Annotated in this window: 22 protein-coding genes; 4 read left to right on the top strand and 18 right to left on the bottom strand. The window is 33.8% G+C overall.

Annotation, left to right across the window (positions count from 1 at the left end):
• Positions 1 to 3: 3 nt before the first annotated feature.
• The 13 genes from AC1RPR_RS01005 to AC1RPR_RS01065 all read right to left on the bottom strand — a co-directional run bounded on the left by AC1RPR_RS01005 (position 4) and on the right by AC1RPR_RS01065 (position 16,809).
• Positions 4 to 1,620: a xylulokinase gene (locus AC1RPR_RS01005; protein WP_481761008.1), complete on the bottom strand. Its 1,617-nt coding sequence runs from the start codon at positions 1,618 to 1,620 to the stop codon at positions 4 to 6.
• 29 nt (positions 1,621 to 1,649) lie between these two features.
• Positions 1,650 to 3,017: a sugar porter family MFS transporter gene (locus tag AC1RPR_RS01010; RefSeq protein ID WP_481761009.1), complete on the bottom strand. Its 1,368-nt coding sequence runs from the start codon at positions 3,015 to 3,017 to the stop codon at positions 1,650 to 1,652.
• Positions 3,018 to 3,215: 198 nt separating this feature from the next.
• Positions 3,216 to 4,334: a GntR family transcriptional regulator gene (locus tag AC1RPR_RS01015; protein ID WP_481761010.1), complete on the bottom strand. Its 1,119-nt coding sequence runs from the start codon at positions 4,332 to 4,334 to the stop codon at positions 3,216 to 3,218.
• A 91-nt stretch (positions 4,335 to 4,425) separates the two neighbouring features.
• The gene (locus tag AC1RPR_RS01020; protein WP_481761011.1) at positions 4,426 to 5,346 is read right to left on the bottom strand and encodes an aldo/keto reductase; all 921 of its coding nucleotides are present in this window, start codon (positions 5,344 to 5,346) and stop codon (positions 4,426 to 4,428) included.
• A gap of 74 nt (positions 5,347 to 5,420) precedes the next feature.
• Positions 5,421 to 6,656, bottom strand: coding sequence for a cytosine deaminase (gene codA, locus AC1RPR_RS01025; protein WP_481761012.1), 1,236 nt, complete (start codon positions 6,654 to 6,656; stop codon positions 5,421 to 5,423).
• A 130-nt stretch (positions 6,657 to 6,786) separates the two neighbouring features.
• Complete coding sequence (locus AC1RPR_RS01030) at positions 6,787 to 6,933, bottom strand: hypothetical protein (RefSeq protein WP_409021777.1); 147 nt, start codon at positions 6,931 to 6,933, stop codon at positions 6,787 to 6,789.
• Between the two features lie 105 nt (positions 6,934 to 7,038).
• On the bottom strand, positions 7,039 to 8,388 hold the full coding sequence (locus AC1RPR_RS01035; RefSeq protein ID WP_481761013.1) for a NosD domain-containing protein: 1,350 nt from the start codon (positions 8,386 to 8,388) through the stop codon (positions 7,039 to 7,041).
• A gap of 33 nt (positions 8,389 to 8,421) precedes the next feature.
• A complete protein-coding gene (scrK, locus tag AC1RPR_RS01040) occupies positions 8,422 to 9,294 on the bottom strand; it encodes a fructokinase ScrK (RefSeq protein WP_481761014.1) in 873 nt (290 codons plus the stop codon).
• Complete coding sequence (locus AC1RPR_RS01045; RefSeq protein WP_481761015.1) at positions 9,294 to 10,706, bottom strand: glycoside hydrolase family 32 protein; 1,413 nt, start codon at positions 10,704 to 10,706, stop codon at positions 9,294 to 9,296. The genes scrK and AC1RPR_RS01045 overlap by 1 nt, the downstream gene beginning before the upstream one ends.
• 64 nt (positions 10,707 to 10,770) lie before the next feature.
• Positions 10,771 to 11,751 carry a LacI family DNA-binding transcriptional regulator gene (locus tag AC1RPR_RS01050; RefSeq protein WP_481761016.1) on the bottom strand — a complete coding sequence of 327 codons (981 nt, stop codon included), beginning with the start codon at positions 11,749 to 11,751 and terminating at the stop codon, positions 10,771 to 10,773.
• Between the two features lie 109 nt (positions 11,752 to 11,860).
• Entirely contained in the window at positions 11,861 to 13,225 is a 1,365-nt protein-coding gene (locus AC1RPR_RS01055; RefSeq protein ID WP_481761017.1) for an MFS transporter, read from the bottom strand.
• A 223-nt stretch (positions 13,226 to 13,448) separates the two neighbouring features.
• Complete coding sequence (locus AC1RPR_RS01060; protein ID WP_481761018.1) at positions 13,449 to 14,888, bottom strand: 6-phospho-beta-glucosidase; 1,440 nt, start codon at positions 14,886 to 14,888, stop codon at positions 13,449 to 13,451.
• Position 14,889: 1 nt separating this feature from the next.
• On the bottom strand, positions 14,890 to 16,809 hold the full coding sequence (locus tag AC1RPR_RS01065) for a beta-glucoside-specific PTS transporter subunit IIABC (RefSeq protein WP_481761019.1): 1,920 nt from the start codon (positions 16,807 to 16,809) through the stop codon (positions 14,890 to 14,892).
• A 192-nt stretch (positions 16,810 to 17,001) separates the two neighbouring features.
• Here AC1RPR_RS01065 and AC1RPR_RS01070 point away from each other — a divergent pair, with 192 nt between their 5' ends.
• Positions 17,002 to 17,706 (top strand): GntR family transcriptional regulator, encoded by a 705-nt coding sequence (locus AC1RPR_RS01070; RefSeq protein WP_481761020.1) that lies wholly within the window; start codon positions 17,002 to 17,004, stop codon positions 17,704 to 17,706.
• Between the two features lie 95 nt (positions 17,707 to 17,801).
• On the opposite strand, the gene AC1RPR_RS01075 is transcribed toward AC1RPR_RS01070, so the two are convergent.
• Positions 17,802 to 18,956 (bottom strand): YhgE/Pip domain-containing protein, encoded by a 1,155-nt coding sequence (locus tag AC1RPR_RS01075; protein WP_481761021.1) that lies wholly within the window; start codon positions 18,954 to 18,956, stop codon positions 17,802 to 17,804.
• Between the two features lie 167 nt (positions 18,957 to 19,123).
• Here AC1RPR_RS01075 and AC1RPR_RS01080 point away from each other — a divergent pair, with 167 nt between their 5' ends.
• Complete coding sequence (locus AC1RPR_RS01080; RefSeq protein ID WP_481761022.1) at positions 19,124 to 19,771, top strand: TetR/AcrR family transcriptional regulator; 648 nt, start codon at positions 19,124 to 19,126, stop codon at positions 19,769 to 19,771.
• A 114-nt stretch (positions 19,772 to 19,885) separates the two neighbouring features.
• Here the strand turns inward: AC1RPR_RS01080 and AC1RPR_RS01085 are convergent, their stop codons facing one another.
• Together AC1RPR_RS01085 and AC1RPR_RS01090 are read right to left on the bottom strand one after the other, a co-directional pair.
• Entirely contained in the window at positions 19,886 to 20,212 is a 327-nt protein-coding gene (locus tag AC1RPR_RS01085; protein WP_481761023.1) for a thioredoxin family protein, read from the bottom strand.
• Between the two features lie 77 nt (positions 20,213 to 20,289).
• Positions 20,290 to 21,171 carry a sulfite exporter TauE/SafE family protein gene (locus AC1RPR_RS01090; RefSeq protein WP_481761024.1) on the bottom strand — a complete coding sequence of 294 codons (882 nt, stop codon included), beginning with the start codon at positions 21,169 to 21,171 and terminating at the stop codon, positions 20,290 to 20,292.
• Positions 21,172 to 21,353: 182 nt separating this feature from the next.
• Here AC1RPR_RS01090 and AC1RPR_RS01095 point away from each other — a divergent pair, with 182 nt between their 5' ends.
• On the top strand, positions 21,354 to 22,037 hold the full coding sequence (locus tag AC1RPR_RS01095; RefSeq protein ID WP_481761025.1) for an MmcQ/YjbR family DNA-binding protein: 684 nt from the start codon (positions 21,354 to 21,356) through the stop codon (positions 22,035 to 22,037).
• Between the two features lie 129 nt (positions 22,038 to 22,166).
• On the opposite strand, the gene AC1RPR_RS01100 is transcribed toward AC1RPR_RS01095, so the two are convergent.
• Positions 22,167 to 24,095: a fructose-specific PTS transporter subunit EIIC gene (locus AC1RPR_RS01100; RefSeq protein WP_481761026.1), complete on the bottom strand. Its 1,929-nt coding sequence runs from the start codon at positions 24,093 to 24,095 to the stop codon at positions 22,167 to 22,169.
• Complete coding sequence (gene pfkB, locus AC1RPR_RS01105; protein WP_481761027.1) at positions 24,092 to 25,033, bottom strand: 1-phosphofructokinase; 942 nt, start codon at positions 25,031 to 25,033, stop codon at positions 24,092 to 24,094. Before pfkB ends, AC1RPR_RS01100 begins: the two co-directional genes overlap by 4 nt.
• A gap of 122 nt (positions 25,034 to 25,155) precedes the next feature.
• Here pfkB and AC1RPR_RS01110 point away from each other — a divergent pair, with 122 nt between their 5' ends.
• Positions 25,156 to 25,902: a MurR/RpiR family transcriptional regulator gene (locus tag AC1RPR_RS01110; protein WP_481761028.1), complete on the top strand. Its 747-nt coding sequence runs from the start codon at positions 25,156 to 25,158 to the stop codon at positions 25,900 to 25,902.
• Positions 25,903 to 25,919: the final 17 nt, after the last annotated feature.

The following is a 25,919-nucleotide window of genomic DNA, read 5'->3' on the forward strand; positions in this document are numbered from 1 at the left end:
ATACTAGTTCCTCTTTTCTTCCTTAATTTTTTTTATTGCCTCTGACTCAATAGACAAGCCAGCTTCGTATCTAGCTATAAATGTATTGTAACCTTCTACACCTTCAGGTTCTGGGCTTAACGTCATACTTTCTGGGTCTACAAAAACTTCATGATCTAAGAAGTCTTCTAAGCTTTGACCGTTATTATTTTTCTTAGCAAATATTGCTAAGACAGCCATTCCCCAAGGTCCACCCTCACCAGCAGTATTCATAACCGTAATTGGAATATTCAACGTATTAGCTAATACTTGTTGTCCGATTACAGCTGTTTTTAAAATACCACCTTGAGCAATCATTACATCAGTTTGGATATGTTCTTCTTGACTTAAAATATCCATTCCAATCTTAAGTGGTGCAAATGCCGCATATAATTGCGTCTTGATGAAGTTAGGTAATGTAAAGTTACTGTTAGGTGTTCGAACAAATAATGGACGACCTTCAGGCATATGTGTAATATTTTCACCTGATAAGTAACTATAATTCATTAATCCACCTGCATCGGCATCAGCATGAGTTGATTCTAAGAATAATCGTTCATACAACTGATCTGGTGTTAAATGAACACCTAGTTTTGCTGCGAACTCGCCAAAGATTGAAGCCCATGCATTAATATCTGACGAACTATTATTAACATGAACCATTGCAACTGGCGCACCACTTGGTGTTGTTACAATATCAATATCTTTGTACACTTTTTTCATAGGCTGATCTAAAACAGTCATAGAAAAAGCAGAGGTTCCAACTGAGATATTACCTGTTCTCTTACGTACACTGTTGGTCCCAACCATCCCTGTACCTGCGTCACCTTCAGGTGGTGCCATCAAGCTACCACTTTCAAGTTTGCCACTAACATCAAGTAATTTAGCTCCTGTATCTGTTAATGATCCAGCATTTTCACCAGCTCTCAAAACAGTAGGTAGGATGTCTTTAATATCCCAATCATAAGCAGAAACTTTTTCAATACCACTGAATTTATCTAATAAATCAGCTGAGTATGTGCCTGTTTTTTCATCAATTGGGAAAATACCAGAGGCATCCCCAATTCCGATAACTTTTTTACCAGATAACATATAATGAACATAACTAGCTAATGTTTCTAAATGACCAATGTCATTTACATGGGCTTCATTATTTAAAACAGCTTGATAAAGATGTGCAATACTCCAACGTTGTGGAATATTGAAGTTTAACAACTCTGTTAATTCATCAGCTGATTGTTCTGTATTATTATTTCTCCATGTTCTAAAGGGAACTAATAAATCATCAGATTTCGAAAAGACAAGGTAACCATGCATCATAGCACTGATACCAATTGAATCTATTTTTGTTAATGATTCATGGTATTTGCTTTGAACATTTGCAGCCATTTGTCTATAACTAGCTTGAATCCCCGTCCAAACTTGTTCAAGAGAATAAGTCCAAAGACCATCCTCCAATTGGTTTTCCCAATTGAAGCTCCCTGTTGCAATTGTCTTAAAATCGTCCGTAACTAAAACTGCTTTGATACGTGTTGAGCCTAATTCAATTCCAAGTGAAACTTGACCATTTTTTATTGCTTGAGATGTTTTTACTAAATCCATATCAATTACACTCCTAACGTATAGGTTACTTAATTTCTTGTACCTTCTTTTTCAATTTCTTCTAATGAGCGACCACGTGTTTCTGGAACGAAGAAACGAATGAATAGAACACCTAATAAACAAATGATTCCGAAGATTGCGAACACAGCATCTTGTGGCATTGAAGCTGTCATAATAGGGAATAATAGTCCTACTAAGAATGATCCAATCCAGTTAGCTGAAGATGCAATTCCTGAAGCACTTCCACGAACAGCTAATGGGAATAATTCACCAACTAATACCCATGTAAGTGGAGCCCATGTAAATGAGTAGAATGCAACGTAGATACATAAGAAAACAACAATCATCATAGGACTCGTATTTGGTACAACCATGTTAATGATTGTAGGTAAGATAAATGATAGTCCCATTACTAAACCGCCAAGAATTAAAAGTGTTCTACGTTTAAATTTATCTGCAATAACTAAGAATAAGAGTGAACCTAAGACAAGGATAATCCCTTGAATAATTGGCCACATTAGTGCTGAACTTGCTTCATTCCCAGTTGCTTTTTCAACAATTAAAGGAATGTAATAGAAGATTGCGTTAGCCCCTTGGAATTGTTGGAATGCAGCAACACCAACACCGGCCATAACTAAGTAACGATATTTACCTGTGAATAATTGAACCATTGATGTTTTTTCAATATGATTTTCTTCACCCGCAGTAGTTTGAATATCAGCTAATTCTTGTTCAACTTCATTAGCTGGACGAATCCAAGTTAATACTTGGCGAGCTTCATCAACTTTATTTGTTTTAACTAAGAAACGAGGTGATTCTGGTAAACGTGAAACCCCAAAGTATAAAACAACAGCTGGTACTGCTGCTAAGCCAAGCATAACGCGCCATGCCCATGCTTCAGGTAAATCTTTTAATAGAAAATCCATAATATATGAAAGTAACATTCCGGAAACAATCATTGTTTGATTAATTCCTGATAGTCGTCCTCGTAATTTAGCCGGAGACATTTCTGACATGTATGCTGGTACTAATGCTGATGAAGCACCAACTGCTAGTCCAAGGAAAATACGAACAATAATTAAATACATTTGGCCATTATTTGGTGAGAATGATGCGAGTAATGAACCAATAACGAAAATAATAGCTGACATCAAAATCATTTTACGTCGACCTAGCTTATCTGAAAGCTTACCGGCTAACGCGCCACCAAAGATGGCACCGAACATAACTCCTGAAGTAATCCAACCAACGGTTCCGGCACTATTTTGAAGAGCCCAATCTTTTTGCAAGAATGGTAAAGCCCCCGTCATAACCCCGATATCGTATCCGAACAAAATTCCTCCGAATGACCCAAAAAAGTAAATAAACTTACTAGATATTTTCTTTTCTTTTTGCATATGACACCTCCAAATTTTATTGTCCGATTGGTACGACCAACCGAAAAACCTACAGCAACCGTTTTCTGAAAACGTTTGCATTTATCAACAAGGTCATTTTCTCACATTCATTCGAACAAATCAATAGTTATTTTTATTTGTTCGAATGAATTTCAAAAAAATAAGTATTACTCAAATTTGAGTAATACTTATCATGCTTTAATTCCTATTTTTAACGCTTTCTCGAATGATTAGCTTTGCATCATATACGACAGATTTCGCCGACATTGTTTTAGAATTAATCATTTTTAATAACATCGTCGCAGCTTCTCGGCCCATTTTTTCCTTTGGATGTCTAATTGTTGTTAATTTAGGTGACATATATTTTGATAATTGATAATCATCAAAACCAACAATTGAGATATCTTCAGGAATTTTCATTCCCATCGACTTAACAATATCTATTAATTTAATGGCAAGCTGGTCATTGTAACAAACAATCGCGGTTGGATGATCCGATCTATGCAGAATCTTTTCAATTTTTTTATAGATATTTTGCATTGAATCAGCAGATTGGTACATCAATATCTCACTTTGGTATGAAATAGCTGAATGTTCCATATAAGCTTGCACGAATCCATTCATTCTTAACTGACCTTGTTTATCATCCACTTTAAAAATACCAAGTATTTTTCCATGTCCTTCATTTATCAAATGCTCTGTAGCAACCTCACTACCATTAAAATCATTTAACTCTAAGTATGGAATTTCCAAGTTTTCATAATGTGCATTAATAAAAAGGACTGGTATTTTTTGCGCCACTATCTTTTCGTATAAATCCTTATTTTTATTTATTAATGCGCTTTGTGTTGGTTCTACGATTAGTCCAGATAAATTCATTTCAAGCATTCTTAAAAGGCTATATCGTTCTTTTTCAGCATTATCAAGCGTATTACTTAGCATGATTGTATATCCCTCTTCAGAAATAATACGATCTATTCCAGTGATAATATTTGGAAAAATATAATCAGCAATATGTGTCGTCATGACACCAATTATTTTATTATTTTGTGTCACTTTTTTTACAGTATGCCAATCATTAACGAAGATACCGCCACCTTGTATTCGGTAGACATACCCTGCATTCTCTAAATCACCAATTGCTTTACGAACCGCATAACGACTAGATTCGTAAATCGACATTAACTGTGATTCAGTCATTAATTTATCGTTTACTTCATATTCACCCGCGACAATTTTCGCTTTAATTTCACGATAAACATGCTCATATTTGTTTTCCAAATCAAATCCACCACCTATTAATTCTAATTTTACCATACCCAGTATGTTAACTACGAAATTTTCATACGCTTAATATAAAAAGTAACCAACTAAAATAGTAATTAGTTAGTTACTTTAATTTTTTCATTTATGGTAATTTATTTCCTGCTGCACGATAAATTTCGTACCATTCTTCATGTGTTAGCTCAAGTTCTGAAGCATTCGCAATTTCAACAATTCTTTTTGCGTTCATTGTTCCAGCAATCACCTGCATTTTAGCTGGGTGACGTAGAATAAATGCTGTTGCGATTCCAGTATTAGTTGTTTCTTTTTCTTTAGCTAAACGGTTTAAAACTTCATTTAATTCAGCAAATTTTGGATTATCTAAGAATGTACCTTCAAAGAATCCGTATTGGAATGGTGACCATGCTTGAATCGTCATTTTTTTAAGACGCGAATATTCTAAAATACCGCCATCACGATTAATTCCAGCATCATTAACCATATTCACATTTGTTCCCAAATCAATCATTCCAGTGTGCATGACACCGAATTGGAGTTGGTTAACTAATAGTTTCATATCCAAAGCTTGTTGTAATAAATCAACTTGCCCAGGATAGAAATTACTAACACCAAAATGACGTACTTTTCCAGATTTTTGTAGTTTTTCAAATACACGAGCAATAGCTTCAGGTTCCATTAACGTATCAGGTCTGTGTAACAATAAGCTATCAATATATTCCGTATTTAATCGTTTTAAAATACCGTCAACACTTTTTTCAATGTGTTCAGCAGTAAAATTATACTCTACACCTGGAACGATACCACATTTTGATTGAAGAATAATGTCTTCACGTGATAACCCAGTTTCAGTAAATCCTGCCGCAAACACTTCTTCAGCTTTTCCTGCACCATAAATATCTGCGTGATCAAAGAAATTAATGCCATGATCAACTGATGTTTGAATCATTTCTGCAGCTTGCCCAGTCGACAATTCTGGCATGCGCATGCATCCCAAACCGACAGATGATACTTGAAGTTCGCTATCGCCTAAATTAATCATTTTCATTTTATTACCCCTTTTCAAGTCATGCCTTGATTCTAGCATTCAAATCAAGAAGGCGCTACCAAAACGATTACTTACTAGATATATAACTGGGTTTCTGCTGGCTTGGTTTCACTAATCACATCACCATTATGGACTGATAACATAACGGCAGCACGTGTATTCAACGCATCATAAAAATTATCACTATCCATAATGACGAAATTAGCTGGTTTTCCAACTTCAATTCCATAATGATCCATAACATGCATAGATTTAGCGCCATTAGTCGTCACAAATCGGTAAGCATTCATAATTTGACTATAACCCATAATCTGAGTCGCATGTAATCCCATGTGCAAGGCGTCTAACATGTTGCCATCTCCCATTGGATACCATGGATCTTTGATGTCATCTTCACCAAATGCAACGTTCAACCCATTCTCATCCAATTCTTTGACGCGTGTTAACCCACGACGCTTTGGATATGTGTCAAAACGTCCACCTAAGAACATATTTACAAGTGGATTAGCAATAAAGTTCATTTCTGACATCTTCAATAAACGCATTAATTTGTACAAATAAGCATCATCATATGAACCCATCGCTGTTGTATGTGATGCTGTAACCTTATCTTTCATCCCTGTTTCTAAAGCTAATGTCGCAACGGTTTCCAAGCTACGAGAACTAGGATCATCGATTTCATCCGTATGTGCATCAAATAATAAATTATATTTCTGAGCCAATTCAAAAGCGAAATGGAGTGATTCAACTGCATATTCTCTATTAAATTCAAAATGGGGAATTGCACCAATTGCATCCACTCCTAATTCAGCAGCTTTTGTCATTAATTCCTTCCCATTTGGAAATGATAAAATACCTTCTTGTGGGAAAGCAACTAATTGTAATTCCATCCAAGGTTTAACTTCTTCGCGGACCTCAATTAAAGCTTTCAAAGCCACTAAATCAGGATCAGTCACATCAACATGTGAACGAACAAACTGAACACCATGGGCTGCCTGCATTTTTAATGCTGTAACAGCACGTTCTTTAACATCTTCATGGGTTAACGTCTTTTTACGTTCAGACCAAATCCGAATGCCATCAAATAAAGTCCCAGATTCGTTCCATTCCGGATCACCTGCTGTGAGCGTTGAATCCAAATGAACATGTGGATCAACAAATGGCGGTAACATCAATTTATCGGTTGCATCAATGACTTTTTCATCAGCATTTTGTTGTAAATTTACCCCAATCTCAGTAAACATGCCATTTTCTACTCGAATATCTTGTAATTCTTCTTTATTTTCAATATGTACTTGTTTAATTAACATCGATTATCACTCCTCATTAAATTATCTATCATTCAAATTGTACATGACTTACACCCAATTTAATATTTTTAGTTAACTAAAAAAAGATTAATTCCAAGAATACTTAGAATTAATCTTTGAACTTTTATAATTAGTTTTTTTCTGCACCTAACTTAGTTGATTCATCTTCAATAAATTTAAAACCTGATTGTTTTTTTTCAGCTTGTGGATGTTTAGCACGTTCGTCCATTGCTTTTTGAGCCATTGCTTTGCGTTGTTCTTTACTCAACTTTGCCATTGCTATCGCCTCTTTTGATTTGGACAGTTATATTAAGTTCTAACTTCAACTTTCATTATAGTCCTATTTTATCAAAGTGGCACAAATTAAATCATTTATTTAAAATTACTGTTTTTTTGGGACGGTTGGTGTTGCTCTAAAAGCATTCACATTTTTATCCAAAATAACTTGTTCATTGCTTCCAGAATCTAAAATTGTATTTTGCGTTGACTTCTTTTCAACCAAAACAGTTGTTACTGTGACTTTTTTTAATTCTTCGGTTGCTAGTAACGCATCTACTTGTGCAGAAAATGCTGAATCGCCACTACCTGATTGAATTTCTGTAGCCACAACATTATTATTTGCAATATAATTACCATGTCCGGCAGCAAGTCGGATAATGACCGGTGTTGCACCAACTGGTTTAAGCGTGTTTTGATCAACCGTTTCTGAAAAATGATTTCCAATGACGGAATTATCATTACCGCTAATTGATAACAGCCCATATAAATCGTCTAATCCATTATCTCGATGTTGCATAGGCGCCCACGGTTCTTGATCATGCAGCATATGGTTTGAAGAAACCAATATCTCTGAGCAATTATCATCTAAAATAACCATTCCGGGATAAAATGCATGAATGCGATTATTTGTAACAGACGATTTCGTCACGCCAGATAATGAAATGCTACTTGCACCTCTTGGGAAAATATTATTAGTCGTAATTAGCAGTCCTCCGAAGTTTTCCGCAAAAATGGTATAGCCATTAAATCCAGCGCCCATTAAATTTTCAGTTACTTTCGAAGCTTGTCCCCATCCACGTAGTTCAATACAATTACCACATTCAGCAATAAAATTATCGTGGATTGTTAATGCATCTGCGTTATAAATGGTTACACCATGTTCTAAGTAAACAAAACCCATTTCTGTAATACGGAATGAATCTTGTGCACTTGCAACATAAATTCCAGTCTTACCATTCACATACGTATTTTCTGGATTTTTTTCGCCTGTGCCATCATCAATAAAGTGTAACCCATCAATATTAAAGTTCGAAAATTCGACTGAACTAATACGCGGATTTCCTTCTCTTGCAACATAGAAAGCTGCACCTTCAGATTCTTCATCCGTTGTTTTAGGATCGAGGTCAACAAGAACACGACTACCACCAGGCCATAATTCATGTAAATTTGACCATTCGTTTTGTGGTACGTTAAACCGAATGCTTGATGACGTAAATCCATGCCCAGATCCTTGAATTTTAAGAAAACTAATATCTATTAAGACTTGTGTACGCAAGTGATAATCAGCTGGTGGTAGATAAATAACTGCCCCTGGTTTTCCACCATCATTGCTATTACTATCAGTTTGATGACTTTTAATATCAGTAATAATACTATTAATAACTTCCCCAATATCTTCGTACGGGTTACCAATAGGCCATTTTGTTACATCATAATAATTTTTGTTTGTCATTATTTTACCCTCCAATTTTGTTAAATAACCCTATCATTCAGATAACATTTTTTCAGCTAAAGCGAAGTTTCCAACATTGGCTGATCCATTATTAGCAACTTGTGGTGCTGTAATATATTGATCTAATGGAGGAACGTCAACATAATCATTTAAAATTTCTTTGAATTCATGTCGCACTTTTTCCAATAAAACATCATTTGTAACGCCGCCCCCAAAAATAATTTTATTAGGACGTAAACTTAACGTTGTTTGAACGGCAGCCTGAGCAATATAGTAGGCCATAATATCCCAAGTTTTGTCTGTTAATGGGACATCTTTACCTTTTTTACCAGTCCGTGCTTCAAATGTTGGTCCAGCAACTAAGCCCTCTAAACAATCACCATGAAATGGACAGACACCTTTAAAATCAAGATCATCAGGATGTCTCTTAACTAAGACATGGCCCATTTCAGGATGGCCAATACCGCCAACTAAGTGGCCATCAATTACTGCTCCAGCGCCCACACCAGTTCCAATTGTGTAATAAACAAGTGAATTAATTTTCTCATTAAACAATGTCGACATTGTATATTCACCGTAAGCTGAACCATTTACATCCGTTGTCCAAAATGTTGGAATATCCAGTTTGCCCTTAAGAAATCCCAAGAAATCCGTATCACCCCAACCCGGTTTTGGTGTTTTCGTGATAAATCCATATTTAGGTGACGTTTTTCTGATTTCAATTGGTCCAAATGAGGCAACACTAAGTGCAGCTATTTCAAATTGCTTAAAATAGTCTACGACTGCCGTTAATGTTTCAACAGGTGTAGTCGTGGGAATTTGAATTTGATCCTTTACTTGATAATCTTCGTTACCTACCGCGCATACAAATTTAGTGCCACCTGCTTCAATACTTCCTAATAACATTACATTGTTCCTCCAAGTTCATATATTTTAATATCATAATTAGTTGAATCGCTACTTGTTTCAACTATAAGTTCCTTTTCATCATAAACCCTTTCAGAGAAACATGCTTCTCCATTATTCACAAATAATTCTGCTGAACTGTTGTCCATTAATAAATGAACATCCAATTCATTGGCAACGCTCACATTAGTTTCTCGAAGTAAATCGTCATTATACTTTTGTAATGTTACCTTACCTGTTGCAGCTTGATAGCTAACTTTTATTAATAATTTATTATCGCTATTTTTAATTTTAACGCTGACATTTTCTTGCCCATTAAAGTTCGCTAAATACTCAAAACTCTTTGTAGGGGCTTCAAAAATAGTGGTTGTATCCTTAGGTTTAGTGACATCTAATAATACTTTTTCGCGCAATTTTTTAATTTCTTCAACTGGTGTCATCAATAATTTACCATTTTTCATATTTAATTCTCTTGGAAATGTTAGTGCGCCTGCCCAACCATCTTCCTGTTCTGGCATGGGGCTCTCCCACATGTCCATCCATGCAAATATGATCCTTCTACCGTCAGGCGTAACCATTGATTGTGTTGCATAGAAATCATGTCCATAATCTAATTCAGTGAACTCACCATGATGTAATGAATGTGTCTCTTCATCAAATTTTCCAGTCAGATATCCTGTTTGGAAGAAATTTCTATATTTTAATTTATCAGCTTTAATTCCTTGTGGTGACATTACTAAAACGTCTTGTCCGTCAATTTCGAAAAGGTCAGGACATTCCCAAACGAATCCTTCAGAATCAACTGATTTAGCAGTTGCAATAGGTCCTAAGTAGTCCCAATGTTCTAAATCATCTGAGTTATACATAAGAACTCGACCCAAGCCATCCTTATTTTTGCTTCCGATTACAATATTATATTTTCCATTTTCAAACCAAATTTTTGGATCTCTAAAATCAGCATCATTATCTACAGGAGGCATTGAAATCACTGGATTACCAGCAAATTTTTCAAAAGTTATGCCATCATCACTAACGGCTAGGTTTTGATTCTGCCAATAACTATCCGGATCATTTTTGTCTTTCAAATTATGTCCTGTATAAATTAAATAGAGACGCTCATCCTTCACAATTGCGCTACCTGAAAAACAGCCATCCTGATCTTCTTGATCACCAGGAACCAAAGCAATTGGTAAGCTTTCCCAATTAACTAAATCTTTACTTCTTGAATGACCCCAATGCATTGGTCCCCACTGTGTTGAATTTGGATGATGTTGATAAAAGATGTGATAGTACCCTTTAAAAAAGCAAAACCCATTTGGATCATTCATCCAACCTGCTGGTGCCGTAATATGATACTTTAATCGATATCTTTCATCAGTTACCTCTGGATAATTAATCGTTTCATTTTTCAAAATTGTCTTCTCCTCGTTCTATATGTTAACCGGTTGTCATTATCTTAAAATAAAAACGCACCTACTATGCCGTTTCTCCTTTATATAATTGTACCGGTAGTACTACTTGCATAGGTGTCTCTTTACCTTCTATTTTCTTCATTAAAATATCAATAGCTGCATCAGCCATCTGTTCAATTGGTTGAATAATTGTTGTTAGTTCTGGTTTAAATAATCGAACAACATCTGTCCCATCATAGCCAATAACAAGTAAATCTTCAGGTACTCGTTTGCCATATTCTCTAGCTATTTTTATGATCAAACTAGCGTCTGTATCATTCGAAGCAAAAATACCATCCACTCGTTTAAGATCCTCAAAAATTCTTTTAATAACTTTTGTTTTTTCTGTTTCTGTCCAATTAAAATCAATTGTATACGTTACGGCTGGCAACCCATGTTCACTCATAATTTTCTCGTATGCCCTACGTCTATCTCGAGCAGGCGTTTCTAAATCATAAGGTCCATTTGTATGTACAATTGAGGTTGCCCCATGTTCTAATAGCAATTCTGTTGCCATTTTACCGCCACTATAATTATCAGAAGAAACGACCGGAATATCACCATTCATAATTCTATCAATTGCGACAATTGGTAAATTTGTATTATGATATTCTTCAATTCCTTCATTATGTGCTCCAACAATTAGCCCATCAACTTGATTTGCCATTAGTTTACGTAAATAAGTCACTTCTTTTTCTGAATCATTTTTTGAGTTACCGATAAGAACCTTATAACCTCTATTAAAAAGTTTCGTTTCTAAATGGTAAGCTAATTGTCCAAAAAAAGGATTCGCAATGGTTGGGAAAATAAGCCCTATTAGTTTTGTTTCTTTATTAAATAATTGTCTTGCAACATCATTAGGCTGATAATGTAACTCTTTCACAGCATCACGAACCTTTTTAACTGTCTTTTCGCTAAGATAACCTCTATTGTTCAACACCCTAGATACAGTCGTTTTAGAAACGCCTGCCAATTCAGCGACATCATCAAGTTTTGGATTTTGCATTTTATTTGCTCCTAAGTCGTCTAATTTTAGTTAAATTGTTACCGCTTAACTTTTAGTACTCTTAGTTTACCATAAAATAAGCAAAACCATTATCCCCACCATTAACTTTTTAAGCTGCTTCTTTTTTAGCTAATTCTAATCTAACTTTATCTTCATTTCGTTCAAATTTACCATAGAAAAACATTGGAACTGCAGCAAGTATGAACAGCATGGCTGGAATCCAGATAAAACTTAAGTTAATGCCTAATAAAGATTGACTCGTTTGAGTGTGATTGGGTATATATCCAAAGAATTGCATTACTTGTGATGGAATAAATCCGCCAATCCCACTACCTGCTTTAACACAGAATGCACTTCCAATAGCTGTTAAAAAGCCACTGGCTCTGATTCCTGTTTTCCATTGACCAAAATCAACCGCATCAGCCAACATTAGGAATGGCATTGCAGCTGCAACACCCGTTCCAATTGATCCTAGGCAATATAAGATAACAACCCAAACTTGATTACTACCAACTGCTTGAAGCAACATGTTACAGATTGCTCCCATCAATAGTGCTCCAATTAGAACCGTTCTTTTATTTGTACGTTTAACAAGTAATGGAATTGATATCATCCCTATAACAGCAACAACAGATAAAGAACCAGCAACTGCGACTAATGATTTTGCATGGATATTATATTGAAAATAATAAATCATGCCTGAACTTCTAACAGTTGTTCCAATCCAATAGAATAAGTTGGAAATAACCAATAAAATCCAAGGCCAATTACTTTTTGTTGCTTTAACACTCTGTTTTAATGATATTGATTTCGTAATCGTTGTATTAATTTCTCGTAAATTTAAAAAGGCAATTAAAAAGGCAATAATGGAGATAATCCCTAAAATAATCATTGCATATGAGAATCCTTTACGATCATTTCCTTGCCCTAATATTTGAACTAATGGTAAAACAACACCATTAGCAACCAATAGACCAACATTTCCTCCAACCATTCGATATGAATTCAAAACCGTTCTTTGGTCTGAATCATTTGTTAAGTTAGGTAAAATCGACGTCATAGGGGTACTAATTCCGGTATATATAATTCCTGCAATGACGTAAACAACTGATGCATAGATAACTTTGGACGATCCCGATAAATTCGGTGTAGTAAATGTTAACCATGTAAAGAATGCAAATGGTACACATAACCACAAGAAATACGGCCGACTTTGTCCCCATTTTGTATGTGTATGATCAATTAAAAAGCCCCATATTGGTGCATCAAACATATCAACGCATCGTGTGACGAGCAAGATAGTTCCAGCTACACCAATCCCAATTCCAAAAACATCTGTATAAAAATATAACAAGTACGTACTAATACTTACAAATAGAATATTTCCGCCAAAATCTGTAAGTGAATAACTTAGTTTTCGAAAAAGAGGAATTTCTTCAACTTGATTTGTATCTACGTTTACTTTGTTTTCCATTCTATTTACCCCATTCTATTTGTTTAATAAATGTCCCATTTCACTAAAAAATAGCAATTGCCTGTACCTATAAACTCAACTTTTAGAAAGCGCTTTCTGAAAGAATAACCAAAGTATAACCTGTTTATATTTTTATGTCAACCGGTTGTCATTTGTTTTTTTATTAATCAAAAAGCATCTCATTTATTAATAAATGAGATGCTTTTTCTTTCTATAATAACTTTTAAAGACTTTCTCCATTTGTTTCAATTACATTTTTATACCAAGTAAATGAGTCTTTTTTATAACGTTTCATCGATCCATTGCCCTCATTATCACGATCAACATAAATCATACCATAACGCTTTTTCATCTCACCAGTTGTAAATGATACTAAATCAATAACACCCCATGGTGTATATCCTAAGACTTCAACACCATCATAATCAACTGCTTTTTCGATTGCTTCAATATGTTCTTTTAGATAACTTACACGTTCAGGATCATGAATTTCATGATTATCTTCAAGCTTGTCAATCGCGCCAAAACCATTTTCAACAATAAATAACGGTAACTGATAGCGATCATATAATCGATTTAACGTATATCGTAAACCATCGGGATCAATTGCCCAGCCCCAGTCACTAGATTTAATATACGGATTAGGAACCCCATTAGGTAGTCCACCATTCACAACATCACCTAAATGATCTGCTTCAGCATCTGCTTTAACAACTGTTGACATATAGTAACTGAATCCTAGATAATCAACTGTCCCTTTTTTCAATATCTCCATATCGCCTTCTTGAATCCCAACATCATAATTGTGACGTTCAAACTCTTTTAGTGCATAACGTGGGTATTCTCCACGAACATGAACATCTGGGAAAAAGAAGCGTTGATGCATTGCCTCTTCAGCAGCCATGATATCTTCCGGATCACATGAATAAGGATAAATTGGTACGTGTGATACCATGCATCCTATTTCAAAATCAGAATTAATTTTTTTACCAGCAATAACCGCCTTAGCGCTAGCCAAGAGTTCGTTATGTGCAACTCGATACATAATTTCTTTGGGATTTTCACCATCGTTCACAATAACTCCAGAATTAGTCCACAAAAAGATGGGGTTATTTGTATCCATTTGATTATTAATTTCATTAAATGTCATCCAATATTTTACTTTAGATTGATAACGTTTAAAGCAAACCGTAGCAAAATTTTCAAAAAAATCAATTAATTTACGATTTCTAAAACCACCATATTCTTTAGCTAAATGGAGTGGCATTTCAAAATGCGATAGGGTAATCACTGGTTGAATACCTTTTTTTAATAATTCATCAAAAACATCATCATAAAATTGTAATCCCGCTTCATTTGGTTCGCTTTCATCTCCCATTGGGAAAATACGTGACCACGCGATTGATGTTCGTAAGCACTTCAATCCCATTTCAGAGAAAAATTGAATATCTTCTTTGTAATGATGATAAAAATCAATTGCATCATGATTCGGATAAAATTTATCTGTTTCAATAGTTTCCGTAATTTCCCGCGGAACACCATTTGCTCCTGCAGTCATCACATCAATAACACTTGGCCCTTTTCCATCAACATTCCAGCCGCCTTCAAACTGATGAGCAGCCAAAGCGCCACCCCACAAAAAATCCTTCGGTAATTTAGACATTTTATTTTTCTCCTTTTGGAATTAATTCCATTATTGGTTCTCCATGGTGAATTTCATTTTGCGTATACGCAATAACATCTTCGTAATCATCTGAATTAGTCACAATTACAGGTGTTACTACTGAAAATCCTGATTCTTTTATCTTCTCTTGATCAAATTCAACAAGTAAATCACCCATTTTTACATAATCATGATTTTTAACTTGTGTTGCAAAATATTTTCCTTTTAATTCAACGATATCCATTCCAATATGAATTAAAACTTCTACACCATCTACAGATTTTAATCCAATCGCATGTTGTGTCTCTGTAGTCATGACAACCTGACCATCAAATGGTGCATATATTTTATTATCCGTTGGATTTACAGCAACACCTTTGCCCATTGCACCAGATGAAAATACTTCATCCTCTACTTCTGTTAACGCAATTACTTTCCCTGTTACAGGGCTATTAACAACGCCTGGTGCATTTATTACTGGCGTACTCATAACTGGTGCGACCTTAGCTGGTGCATCATCTAACTGTGCTTCCATTGTTGCGACTTCACTAACTGTTTCACCCGTACCAAAAATTTGAACAAGTAGAACTGAACCCACAATTGCTACAATACATCCAACAACCATACCAATAAATGAGTGTGGGTATTTAGGACTAATTGCATTTACAATGGTTAATAAACTTGGTAGTCCAGCATAAGCAAAATAATATGAATTAAAGAAACTTGTAATTAATGCACCAAACGCTCCTGAAATACAACCAAAGATAAATGGTTTTTTAAATCTTAATGTCACACCATAAATTGCTGGTTCTGTAATCCCAAATAATCCTGTAATAAATGCTGAAAGAGATATATTTTTTAATTCTCTGTTCTTAGACTTAATAAATACACCTAAAACAGCACCAACTTGTGCGACCACTGCAATTGTTTGAAAAGCCTGAAATGAGTCCATTCCATTCATTTTGAAATTGGCCATAACCATTGGCGTAACACCCCAATGGATACCAAAAATAACAAGTACTTGCCAGAAACCACCAATAATAACACCTGCTAAAGGTGGTGCAACTTTAACTAAATAATTATATCCTTTTGCGATTCCTTCAGCTCCAAGAGATGAAAGTGGTCCAATAATTAAGATTGTTAAAGGAACCATAATTAATAGACATAATAATGGAACAGCAAGTTCTTTAATAATGTCAGGTATCTTTTTACTCAAGAATCTTTCAAGATAAGAAAGAATCCAAACTAAAAATAATGGTGGCAATACTGATGATGTATAAACTGTTTGAGATAATGGAATACCCATAAAGTTAATACTTGTACCGCTAGCAATAGTTCCAGCCATCTCTGCCCATGTGGGACTAACTAATGCAGCACAACATGCAACAGCGATTAAACTGTTTGTTTTAAAATGTTTAGCTGCCGTTATGGCAATAAATATTGGTAAGAACGTAAATGGTGCCCAAGAAATAAAGCTTAAAACTTGATATGTACCACTTTTAGGAAAATTTGGCATAGCTAAAGTAATTAGAATTAAACTCCCTTGAATAATACCTGCCGCGGCCAATATGTAAACGAATGGGGCAAAAACCGCAGACATTGTTGCAATAACTCGATTCATTATACTTGTTTTTGGTGCTTCTACTTCCTCTACTTCTGAACTATCAATCATTGCTGAGAATGCATCATAAACATCCGCAACATGTGGTCCAATAACTACTTGGAATTGTCCACCACTTTCAACAACAGTGATAACGCCTGCCATTGCTGATATTTTTTCTTTAGCATCTGAAGGAACCTCATGTAGCACTAGTCGTAACCGTGTCGCACAATGCGTTGCTCCTGCTAAATTTTTTTCTCCACCAATTGCTTCTAAAATATCTGTAGCTAATTTTGTATAATCTCTAACCTTACTTGCCATATTTTTCTCCTCCTCAGATAAAAACGAATAAATAGAAAAAAATTGTAAACCCTTACAAATCTTTGTATATGTATATTTTAATTGTACGTGCACAATAAGTCAACACTTTTTTTGTAACCCTTTTCATCTAGATGTACAAGGCGGGAACAATGTTATACAATAAAGGATACATTATTTTAATGGAGGCATGAAATGTTAAAGTATCAAGAAATTGCTGATCAAATTGAGCTTGCAATTAAAAATAAAAATTTGAATCAAGGGACGCAACTCCCTAGTCTAAATGAACTTATTGCCAAATATGCCGTCAGTAAGACGACACTCGTTAAAGCTCTCACAACTTTAGAAGATAAGGGTATTATTTATCAAGTACAAGGTAGCGGAATTTTTGTTCGTCGTCAAAAAAGAGACGGTTACATCGCTCTAATGACGAACATGGGCTTTACAAAAGATTTAGAAAACAGTAAATTATCTACAAAAGTGATTGATTTAAAAGTTGAACTACCCAATGCTGATGTAGCCAGGGAATTAAATTGTGCTCCGGGTGAGGAAGTTTATTTAATAAAAAGAATTCGTTACATCGATAATCAAGTTCTCTGTATTGAGAGATCCTACTATCGAAAAAAACTTGTTCCTTATCTTAATCGCGAAATAATCAGTGAGTCTATTTTTAATTACTTGAAAGAAGTTTTAAAATTAAAAATAGGTTTCTCCGATAAATATTTACGTACAGACACCCTTAAAAAGACAGAATCAACCCTTTTAGAACTACCAGAAAATTCGCCTGGACTCTATATTGATGAACTTTTTTATACAGTAAGCGGTGAACCTTTTGATCTTTCTCAAACTATTTATAACTATAAACATGCTAACTTTTTTATTCAAAGTGGACAAAAATAAAACCATAATTAATAAATTAAAAACCTCAGGGCAATCACTTAAAAAGGTGATTACCCTGAGGTTTTTAATTTATTTCAAGATTCATTTAAAGAATTCTATTTAACTTCCATCTCTTTAATTTTATCGTTAATTTCTTTTTCAACTTTACGATGTTTGGGTGATAATCCTTCGGCAAAAAACAAGACACTACCGATTGCTAAGACATAAGTTAGGCCCATTGTAGAACTGTTCCAGAAAGATGCTCCATAATAAAGAATGCTGCGAGCACCATCATACAAGAAACGCATTGGTAACCATGGAAGAACCCAATCTTGGTAGAATTGAGGTACTAATGGTTGTGCCATTGCCAATAAAGGAATTGAGAAAAATAGTAAGAGGACAAATATAATTACCCCTGGGAAACCAATCCATGTCAATACCCCTGAGAATAACATTATAAAAGCAAAACTTGTAAATGATAAGAACGATGCAATTGTTATAAAATGTGTAAAATCAAATCCTAAAATCCATGTCGCATACGTAGCTGTTGCAAATCCAGTTAAAATTGCAAGTGCTACAGCTGAGATAATGAATGATGATTTAAATGAAAACTTGTGTTTCATTGATTTAAATTCTCTTGAATCTCCAGCGTAGAATAATAATAAACTAATAACCATGCTTGCAATCCAGACGGGTTGGAAGAACGAACTATTCGCTGATGTTAATCCAGCGGTTGAATGTCTAACGGTTGTTTTTACAGTGATTGGGTTATTTAACTTCAATGCAGTCACAGCGGGGACACTCATATTGGCTTTTGCCATATTTGTTAAAATTCCGGCTGAAATACCACCACCAATTTTTGTAACTATTGTTGATAGTGTCGAACCTAAAGTCGTTGACAATGTAGCATTTTTTGCTTCATTTGTTACAACAGTTACATTTGTAACATCTTTTGTTGTTGGATCAGCTAATTTTCCAATTGATGCCGAGAAATCTTTTGGAATTACAATAGCCGCATAATAATGTTGTTTATCCATTGCACTCTTAAGTGCCTTATCACTCTTAACGATATGCCAATCTAACGCCTTATTTTTGCTTCTAGTTAGATTTTCAACGATTTTGTTACCTTGCTTACCACTATCTTCATTAACAATGGCAACAGGTACATCTTTGAGCTCTGATTTTACAGATGGGATTTGCATCACCACCATAATAAATGTAAGTAATACCGAAACTAAAATGGCGAAACCTAAAAATTTATTTTTAAACATAATCATATTCCTCTTTTCTTTTTGAGTGAGCACTCAATCAATTACAAATACGATTATAACCTATCCACAAGTTTAGTCAACCCTAACTTTTAAATATAAACTATCAAAATAATAAGTTTGTCTTTTGTCATCGCTATCAATTGTGTCATAATAGGGCTATAAATAGGATGGTGAATATTATTAAAAATTCTGAATTAAAATTATATGCCAACTCGGATTTATTTAGAGATATAACAGATAAACAAAAACAAATTTTAATCGCCGCAATTGAATTATTCTCAGAAAAAGGCTATGCAAATACAAGTACAAAAGAAATTGCAAAAAAAGCTGGCGTGGCTGAAGGTAATATTTTTAGTAAATATAACAATAAACAAGGCTTACTTAACGCCATTATTGCCCCTGTCATTAAATCCATCTTACCTTCTGCAATGCACGACTTATTAGACGAGTCCATTGATCATTCAAATTTAACTTTGGATTCATTAATTCGTCCTTTGTTAAAAAATAGAATTATTTTTTTGCAAGAAAATGCTAAAGTTCTTAAAATTTTCATTTCTGAACTACTTTATGATAAATCGGTTGTTAAACAGTTATTAGAAAATATTCCCGCCCCATACTGGACGGCACTCAATTCAACTATTGATACACTAAAAGAAAAAAAACTAATTGTCAGTTGGGATAATCTCGAAATTCTTAAGGTTATTTGGTCAACTATAGGTGGTATTGTACTTGGTTATCTTCTTTTTGATCAATCGTTAACAAAAGAAAGTATTGAACATTCAGCAGATGCTCTGATAAACGCACTTAGTGTTTGATAAAAATAAATAATTAAAAATACCCATCGAGTAAACAAGTTACTGTAAAACCTTGTTTACTCGATGGGTATTTTTAATTCAAAGCAGATTATTCATACTAACTAATCTTTTTAATTACGCAGGAATACTATTAATAAATGTTTCTACTTCTTGTTTCGTTTTACGATTTTTATTAACTAAACGTCCTGTTTCTTTACCATTTTCATATGCAATAAAACTTGGAATACCGAAGACACTTAACTCAACAGCTAAGTCCATATTTTCATCTCGATCGACAGCTAAGAATGTGTATTCAGTATATTCTGATTCAATATTAGGCATTTCAGGTTTAATAAAAGCACAATCTGGGCACCATGTTGCAGAAAAAAATAGGATATACTTTCCATCTTTAATTTTATCCATTAATTCACTTACCGTTGTTTCTTTTTCTATACTTTTCATTTTTGCTACCTCCACTAATATGCTTACTTTTTATAAGTATATATCAGATTAGCCATTTTCAATTAAAATATGCTTGCTTATTTATTTTTATCTCTGATTAGTTTAGCTTCTTTATTACCTATATATAGGCTGTATGCAGAATACAATAATACTACAATAACAATCCATTGAATCACACTTGTATTAATATTCTTAACTAAAAGTACCGCAACTAAAACACCTATAATACCAAAAACAGAAAATAAGGTTATTTTTCTAGAATATTGATTGAGTTTTATAAATTGCATACTTCCTATTGGTAAAGAAAATGCACATCCCCCCATCATAATTGGAAATGCAGCAATCGGATCCATTCCCATCGCATAGACAGTTGCCATTGTTAATGAAAATGAGCCTATTCCAATATTATTTAATGCGCCATAAATAAATAATAAAAATCCTGTTACAACTAATTTCCAGCCAAATAGTTCGGTAGCGGTCCCACTAGCAGTGATTAGGCCTAATTTACCAGCGATGATTAACGCGGTTGCAACAAGTAATCCAACGATAACAAATGATCTAATACTATTTTCAGGTAATCTAACAACAAATCTCGGACCAATATAAGCACCCAGCACTTGGCAAATAATACAGACTAGTAACGTCTTAGTACCAACATTGATACTTGTAATATACGCCAGCGACATGACAAATATTGGAATAACATCTTGCGCATTTAACGTACCTGGTAATTTTTTCATAGAAACCCAATTAGCTTTCTGGTATATTGCTGTTGATATGGCAAAATCTGAAATTCCAAAAGTAGAAAAGAAAAAAATAACAATCTGCGATATTGGTGTCCATACTGAACTGGCCGGTTCTTTCATGAAGTCTGATTTATGTCTCATTAAATCACGCATAAAATAACAGATAAATATAAAATTAATAACAATAATTGCCGCAATCAACGTCTTTTGCATGATTAAATCTCCTAGTTAAATGAATCATAATAGTACAGTTTAACTCAATTTATTCCTAGATAAAATAGTCTATATTAATTTTTCTATTTTATACTATATAATTAGTCCTTTAAAGTCTAAAATTAGAAATATAAGGTATGCTACTGTTAATTGTTTATATAATTTATAAAAGGAGATGCACTATGCTAACAGACTTTTTTGCTTATAATTCATTTAGTCATTTGAAACTAAAGGTAGATTCATTGATTCCATATGGTTTTACAAAAACAGCAGAAGAAATCTATAATTATCAAGTTTCAATTCTTAATAATCAATTTATACTAACCGTCTCAATTTCCCCCTCTGAAAAAATTAATACTACTATTATTGATGCTCTAACTAAAGAAGAATATACACTTTATAAAAATCAGTCTGCAACAGGATCATTTGTCAGTTCAATCAGAAAATCAGTGATTGAACAACTGGATTTAATTGTTGCTAGTTGTTTTGAAACTACTCCAGTATTCCAAACTGCTGATTCACAATCTATCATTAATTATGTACAAGAACATTATCAGACCAATCTAGAATTCCTCTGGAAACAGTTTCCAAATGACGCTGTTTTACGTCGATCAGATTCTAAAAAATGGTATGCCGCTTTAATGAAAATTCCAGCAACTAAAATAGGCTTGGATTCCGAGAAATTAGTTGAAATACTTAATATTCGAATGGATCCTGACCTGCTCATCAATAAAATAGACAAAAATCAAATTTTTCCAGGGTACCATATGAATAAAAAACACTGGGTTTCAATTTTATTAAATGGCCAAAATAATTTAGACACTGTTTATTCTTATATTGATACTAGCTATGGACTAGCTAAATAAAAGGCGAACTAAAAAAATCCATTCTAATAGTCAACAAAATTTGAACTTGTTTACTTAGAATGAATTTTCGCTTATCATTAAACACTTGTACTTTTTTAGTATATACGTAGCTTTGTAGCTCAATTTTATCTACTTATTAATATTTTCTTTAAATAGGTTGTATATATCATCAACTGTATTCGATTTTTTTAATTCTTCCACAAATGAGTCATGGACAAGTAATTTCGATGTATTTGATAAATACTGTAAATGCTTTCCATCATCTTTTTCTGGAATTAGAAATGAGATAACTGTATCTACTGGCTGATTATCAAATGTTTCCCATTCAATAGGCTCACGTAATTTAACAATTAGCATTGCTGATTTATTAATCGATTCATCCTGTGCATGAGGTATCGCAATGCCTTTTTCCATCCCTGTCGTTCCCTCAGACTCACGAATCTTATACTTATTTAAAATATAACTTTCATTATTCGTATATCCTAATTTTTTAGCAAAATTTGCTAAAAAATGTAAGAGTTCTTCTTTATCAGAAACGGCTACGTTCAATTCAATGTTTTTTCTTTTCAATATATTATCGAATTCATTTTCATTCATTTTTATATCATTATCTTGCTCTTGTTCAAAGTTGGTATTACTACCTACATTCATCACTAAACTATTATTTTTTTTAGCTTGGCGACCAGCAATAGCGGCTAGTAAGACAGCAGATACAAGTGATCCAATAATAATCCATAATACCCACAGTAATGGTTTATTCACTAACGGTAATACAATAAATCCACCATGTGGAGCCGGTACACTAATTCTAGTTACATAGGTTAAAATCGCAGCAATCGAAGAACCAACCATAAATGCAGGAATATTTAGTAGCGGATTCTTTGCCGCAAATGGAATTGCACCTTCTGTAATATGAGTTGATCCTAATAAAAAGTTAACGTAACCTGCGCTGCGCTCTTTATCTGAGTATGCTTTTTTGTTGAACAGTACAGCAAACCCTGTTGCCAATGGTGGCGCAATACACGCTGCAGAAACTCCTGCCATAAAGAAATAATTTCCCTGTGCTAAAAGAGCTGTTCCGGTTAAATATGCTGCTTTATTAATTGGCCCACCCATATCTGAAGCACACATAATTCCAACAACTAATCCTAATAGAATGGGACTTGAATTTTCTAAACCCTTTAAAAACGTCATCATTCCTTCATTAATTGTTGCCATTGGAACTGATAGATACCAAATAATAGAGCCTGATAAAAATACTCCAATTACAGGTAAAATAAAAATGGCTTTCAGTCCATCTAATGATTTAGGTAGTTTTTTTAATAAGAACTGTAATATTAAAATCGTATACCCTGCTAAAAATCCACCAATTATTCCACCTAAAAATCCCGTTCCATTTGTATATGCTATCATTCCCGTTACAAATCCAACTATCAATCCAGGTCTTTTACCAATAGCCTCAGCTATATAGGCACATAGAATTGGAACCATAAGATTCATTGCAAATCCGCCAATAGTGTTCAATAAATGTGCTATATCGTTATATTGAGGGCTTTTTATGTCTGCTGAATTAATTCCCCAAAAAAATGATACGGCTGTTAACACTCCCCCAGCAACTACTATTGGTAACATATGTGACACTCCATTCATCACGTACACATACATTTTGTGCCAAAATGAGCCAGATAAATTTACTGTTTCTTCATTCGATGAAATTTTTGCTCCTTTTCGATGATAGGTAGGTAAATTATCATCTGTCAATATTTGATCAATTAATACATCTGCCTCTTTCATACCTTTCGTAACTGACACATTTATCATTTTTTTACCATCGAATCGATCAATATCTACATCTTTATCTGACGCAATTATTACACCATCAGCATCATCAATTTCTTGTTGTGAAAACGCATTTTCTATACCACTTTGACCATGAGTTTCAACTTTAATTGATATACCTCTTTTTTTAGCGGCTTGTTCTAAGGCCTCTTGCGCCATGTATGTATGCGCAATTCCTGTTGGACATCCAGTAGCTGCAATTATTTTATATTTTGTCATCTTAATTCCTCCTTAATATTAGATATTTTTACCTGCTTAGTCAGCTCTTTTACATTCGAAAAATCTGTTAACCCTTTTGAAAATGCCGTTGAACTCGCGGCTGCTATACTTTCTCTAAATACTTCTTCTATTTTTTTGTCCCCTATCGCTACCCCTGCTAAAAAAGTTCCCAACATGGTGTCGCCGGCCCCAGCCGTGTTAACAACGGTTCCTTTAGGGACAGTTCCATATAACACAACCTCTTTATTTATAAACATTGCACCACCGCCACCCAATGATAATAAAATATTTTGTGCACCCAATTTAATTAATTCTTTTGAATAAGTTATCAATTCATGTTGAGATAGTTTATGTTCTACGCCAAACCAACTCATTAATTCTTCATCATTTGGTTTTAAAATATAAGGATTATATTTCAATGTATCCAGTACGGTTTGATAACTAGTATCCAAAACTAGCTTATATCCTTTTTCCTGCGCCTGCTTTGCGATACTAATTAAAATTTCTTCAGAGATTCCGTCAGATAAACTACCAGATACAACTAATGTATCCTTTTCATCTAAATTTTGAATCTTATCCATGAACTGATTTATTTCATCATCACTAACATGTGGACCTTTATTTACTAATTTATACTCCGTATCTTGCTGAATTACTCTTGTAAAAACATTAATTCGTGTATTAGCATCGATATGTACAAAATCAGTTTTTATATTGCACCTTGCCAACTCAGACTCAATATACGCATTAGTAAATCCTCCACCAACTCCAATAGCAGTACTTTCTACGCCTTTCTTTTTTAGAATAAAACTAACATTAACTCCTTTACCATTCGCTTGTATTTCATAATTTTCCGTTCTATTAACAATATTTTTTTTCATTTCATCGGTTTGGATAAAAAGATCAATAGCTGGATTCAATGTACATGTATATATCATAATTTTTACCCCTTTCTTCTACCTACCAATACTACATCTGACAGAAATGAAAAGGTTTTCAATATATGATTTTGTATGCTACAATTGAAAATAAACAAACAATCAAGGTGAGGTGACCAGTAATGTCTCTTAGTAACTCCGAAAAGATTCTTTGGCAAGTCATTCAAGATAACCTAGAAGATATTCCGATATTAACAATAACCAACCTTAGCGATTTAGCTCATGTATCAACCGCTACAGTCGTACGAACGCTCAAAAAAAAAGGCTACAGCGGTTATATGGATTTTAAACAATCTATAATTACTAAAGAAAAAGAAAAAAAATATAAGAATATTCAGAATATGGATCACGATATCCAACAAGTCATTATGAAGAATGAACATGAACTTAATAACACACTACGTATGCTTGACGTTAATACCATAGAAAAAACAGTTCAAAAAATTAAACGTTCAAAAAAAATATACATTTTCTCAAGGGGTTTTTCTGAATTAATTGCAATTGAAATGCTAACAAAATTTGAATTATTAAATAAAAATTGTGTCAGTTTTACGGATCCCAATATTATTAAACAAATTAGTCACAGGATTACATATAATAATATTTTAATTATTATTTCATTGAACGGAACTACTGCAGAACTCCTTGAAGGTGCTAAAAATACGTATAAAAATGGAGCCGATATTATTGTATTAACAACCAACAAATTAAGTCCACTTATTAAATATTCAGATTCCGTGTTTATCGGATTTAAATCTGAAATTTCATATTTCCCTGAATTTGAAGTTAAATCTCGTTTACCATTACAGGTAATGAGCCGTATACTTTTAGATTCTTATGCAATTCGAACAAAGAAAGCTAGCAAATAAATTTATTTCACTTCTAC

The sequence above is a fragment of the Dellaglioa sp. CoH-57-MRSF-22 genome (assembly GCF_056781895.1).

Excerpts from the sequence above, each read along its gene's own strand:
- AC1RPR_RS01005 (WP_481761008.1), bottom strand. The coding sequence starts at position 1,620 with ATGGATTTAGTAAAAACATCTCAAGCAATAAAAAATGGTCAAGTTTCA.
- AC1RPR_RS01010 (WP_481761009.1), bottom strand. The coding sequence starts at position 3,017 with ATGCAAAAAGAAAAGAAAATATCTAGTAAGTTTATTTACTTTTTTGGG.
- AC1RPR_RS01015 (WP_481761010.1), bottom strand. The coding sequence starts at position 4,334 with ATGGTAAAATTAGAATTAATAGGTGGTGGATTTGATTTGGAAAACAAA.
- AC1RPR_RS01020 (WP_481761011.1), bottom strand. The coding sequence starts at position 5,346 with ATGAAAATGATTAATTTAGGCGATAGCGAACTTCAAGTATCATCTGTC.
- codA (WP_481761012.1), bottom strand. The coding sequence starts at position 6,656 with ATGTTAATTAAACAAGTACATATTGAAAATAAAGAAGAATTACAAGAT.
- AC1RPR_RS01030 (WP_409021777.1), bottom strand. The coding sequence starts at position 6,933 with ATGGCAAAGTTGAGTAAAGAACAACGCAAAGCAATGGCTCAAAAAGCA.
- AC1RPR_RS01035 (WP_481761013.1), bottom strand. The coding sequence starts at position 8,388 with ATGACAAACAAAAATTATTATGATGTAACAAAATGGCCTATTGGTAAC.
- scrK (WP_481761014.1), bottom strand. The coding sequence starts at position 9,294 with ATGTTATTAGGAAGTATTGAAGCAGGTGGCACTAAATTTGTATGCGCG.
- AC1RPR_RS01050 (WP_481761016.1), bottom strand. The coding sequence starts at position 11,751 with ATGCAAAATCCAAAACTTGATGATGTCGCTGAATTGGCAGGCGTTTCT.
- AC1RPR_RS01055 (WP_481761017.1), bottom strand. The coding sequence starts at position 13,225 with ATGGAAAACAAAGTAAACGTAGATACAAATCAAGTTGAAGAAATTCCT.
- AC1RPR_RS01060 (WP_481761018.1), bottom strand. The coding sequence starts at position 14,888 with ATGTCTAAATTACCGAAGGATTTTTTGTGGGGTGGCGCTTTGGCTGCT.
- AC1RPR_RS01065 (WP_481761019.1), bottom strand. The coding sequence starts at position 16,809 with ATGGCAAGTAAGGTTAGAGATTATACAAAATTAGCTACAGATATTTTA.
- AC1RPR_RS01070 (WP_481761020.1), top strand. The coding sequence starts at position 17,002 with ATGTTAAAGTATCAAGAAATTGCTGATCAAATTGAGCTTGCAATTAAA.
- AC1RPR_RS01075 (WP_481761021.1), bottom strand. The coding sequence starts at position 18,956 with ATGTTTAAAAATAAATTTTTAGGTTTCGCCATTTTAGTTTCGGTATTA.
- AC1RPR_RS01080 (WP_481761022.1), top strand. The coding sequence starts at position 19,124 with ATGGTGAATATTATTAAAAATTCTGAATTAAAATTATATGCCAACTCG.
- AC1RPR_RS01085 (WP_481761023.1), bottom strand. The coding sequence starts at position 20,212 with ATGAAAAGTATAGAAAAAGAAACAACGGTAAGTGAATTAATGGATAAA.
- AC1RPR_RS01090 (WP_481761024.1), bottom strand. The coding sequence starts at position 21,171 with ATGCAAAAGACGTTGATTGCGGCAATTATTGTTATTAATTTTATATTT.
- AC1RPR_RS01095 (WP_481761025.1), top strand. The coding sequence starts at position 21,354 with ATGCTAACAGACTTTTTTGCTTATAATTCATTTAGTCATTTGAAACTA.
- AC1RPR_RS01100 (WP_481761026.1), bottom strand. The coding sequence starts at position 24,095 with ATGACAAAATATAAAATAATTGCAGCTACTGGATGTCCAACAGGAATT.
- pfkB (WP_481761027.1), bottom strand. The coding sequence starts at position 25,033 with ATGATATATACATGTACATTGAATCCAGCTATTGATCTTTTTATCCAA.
- AC1RPR_RS01110 (WP_481761028.1), top strand. The coding sequence starts at position 25,156 with ATGTCTCTTAGTAACTCCGAAAAGATTCTTTGGCAAGTCATTCAAGAT.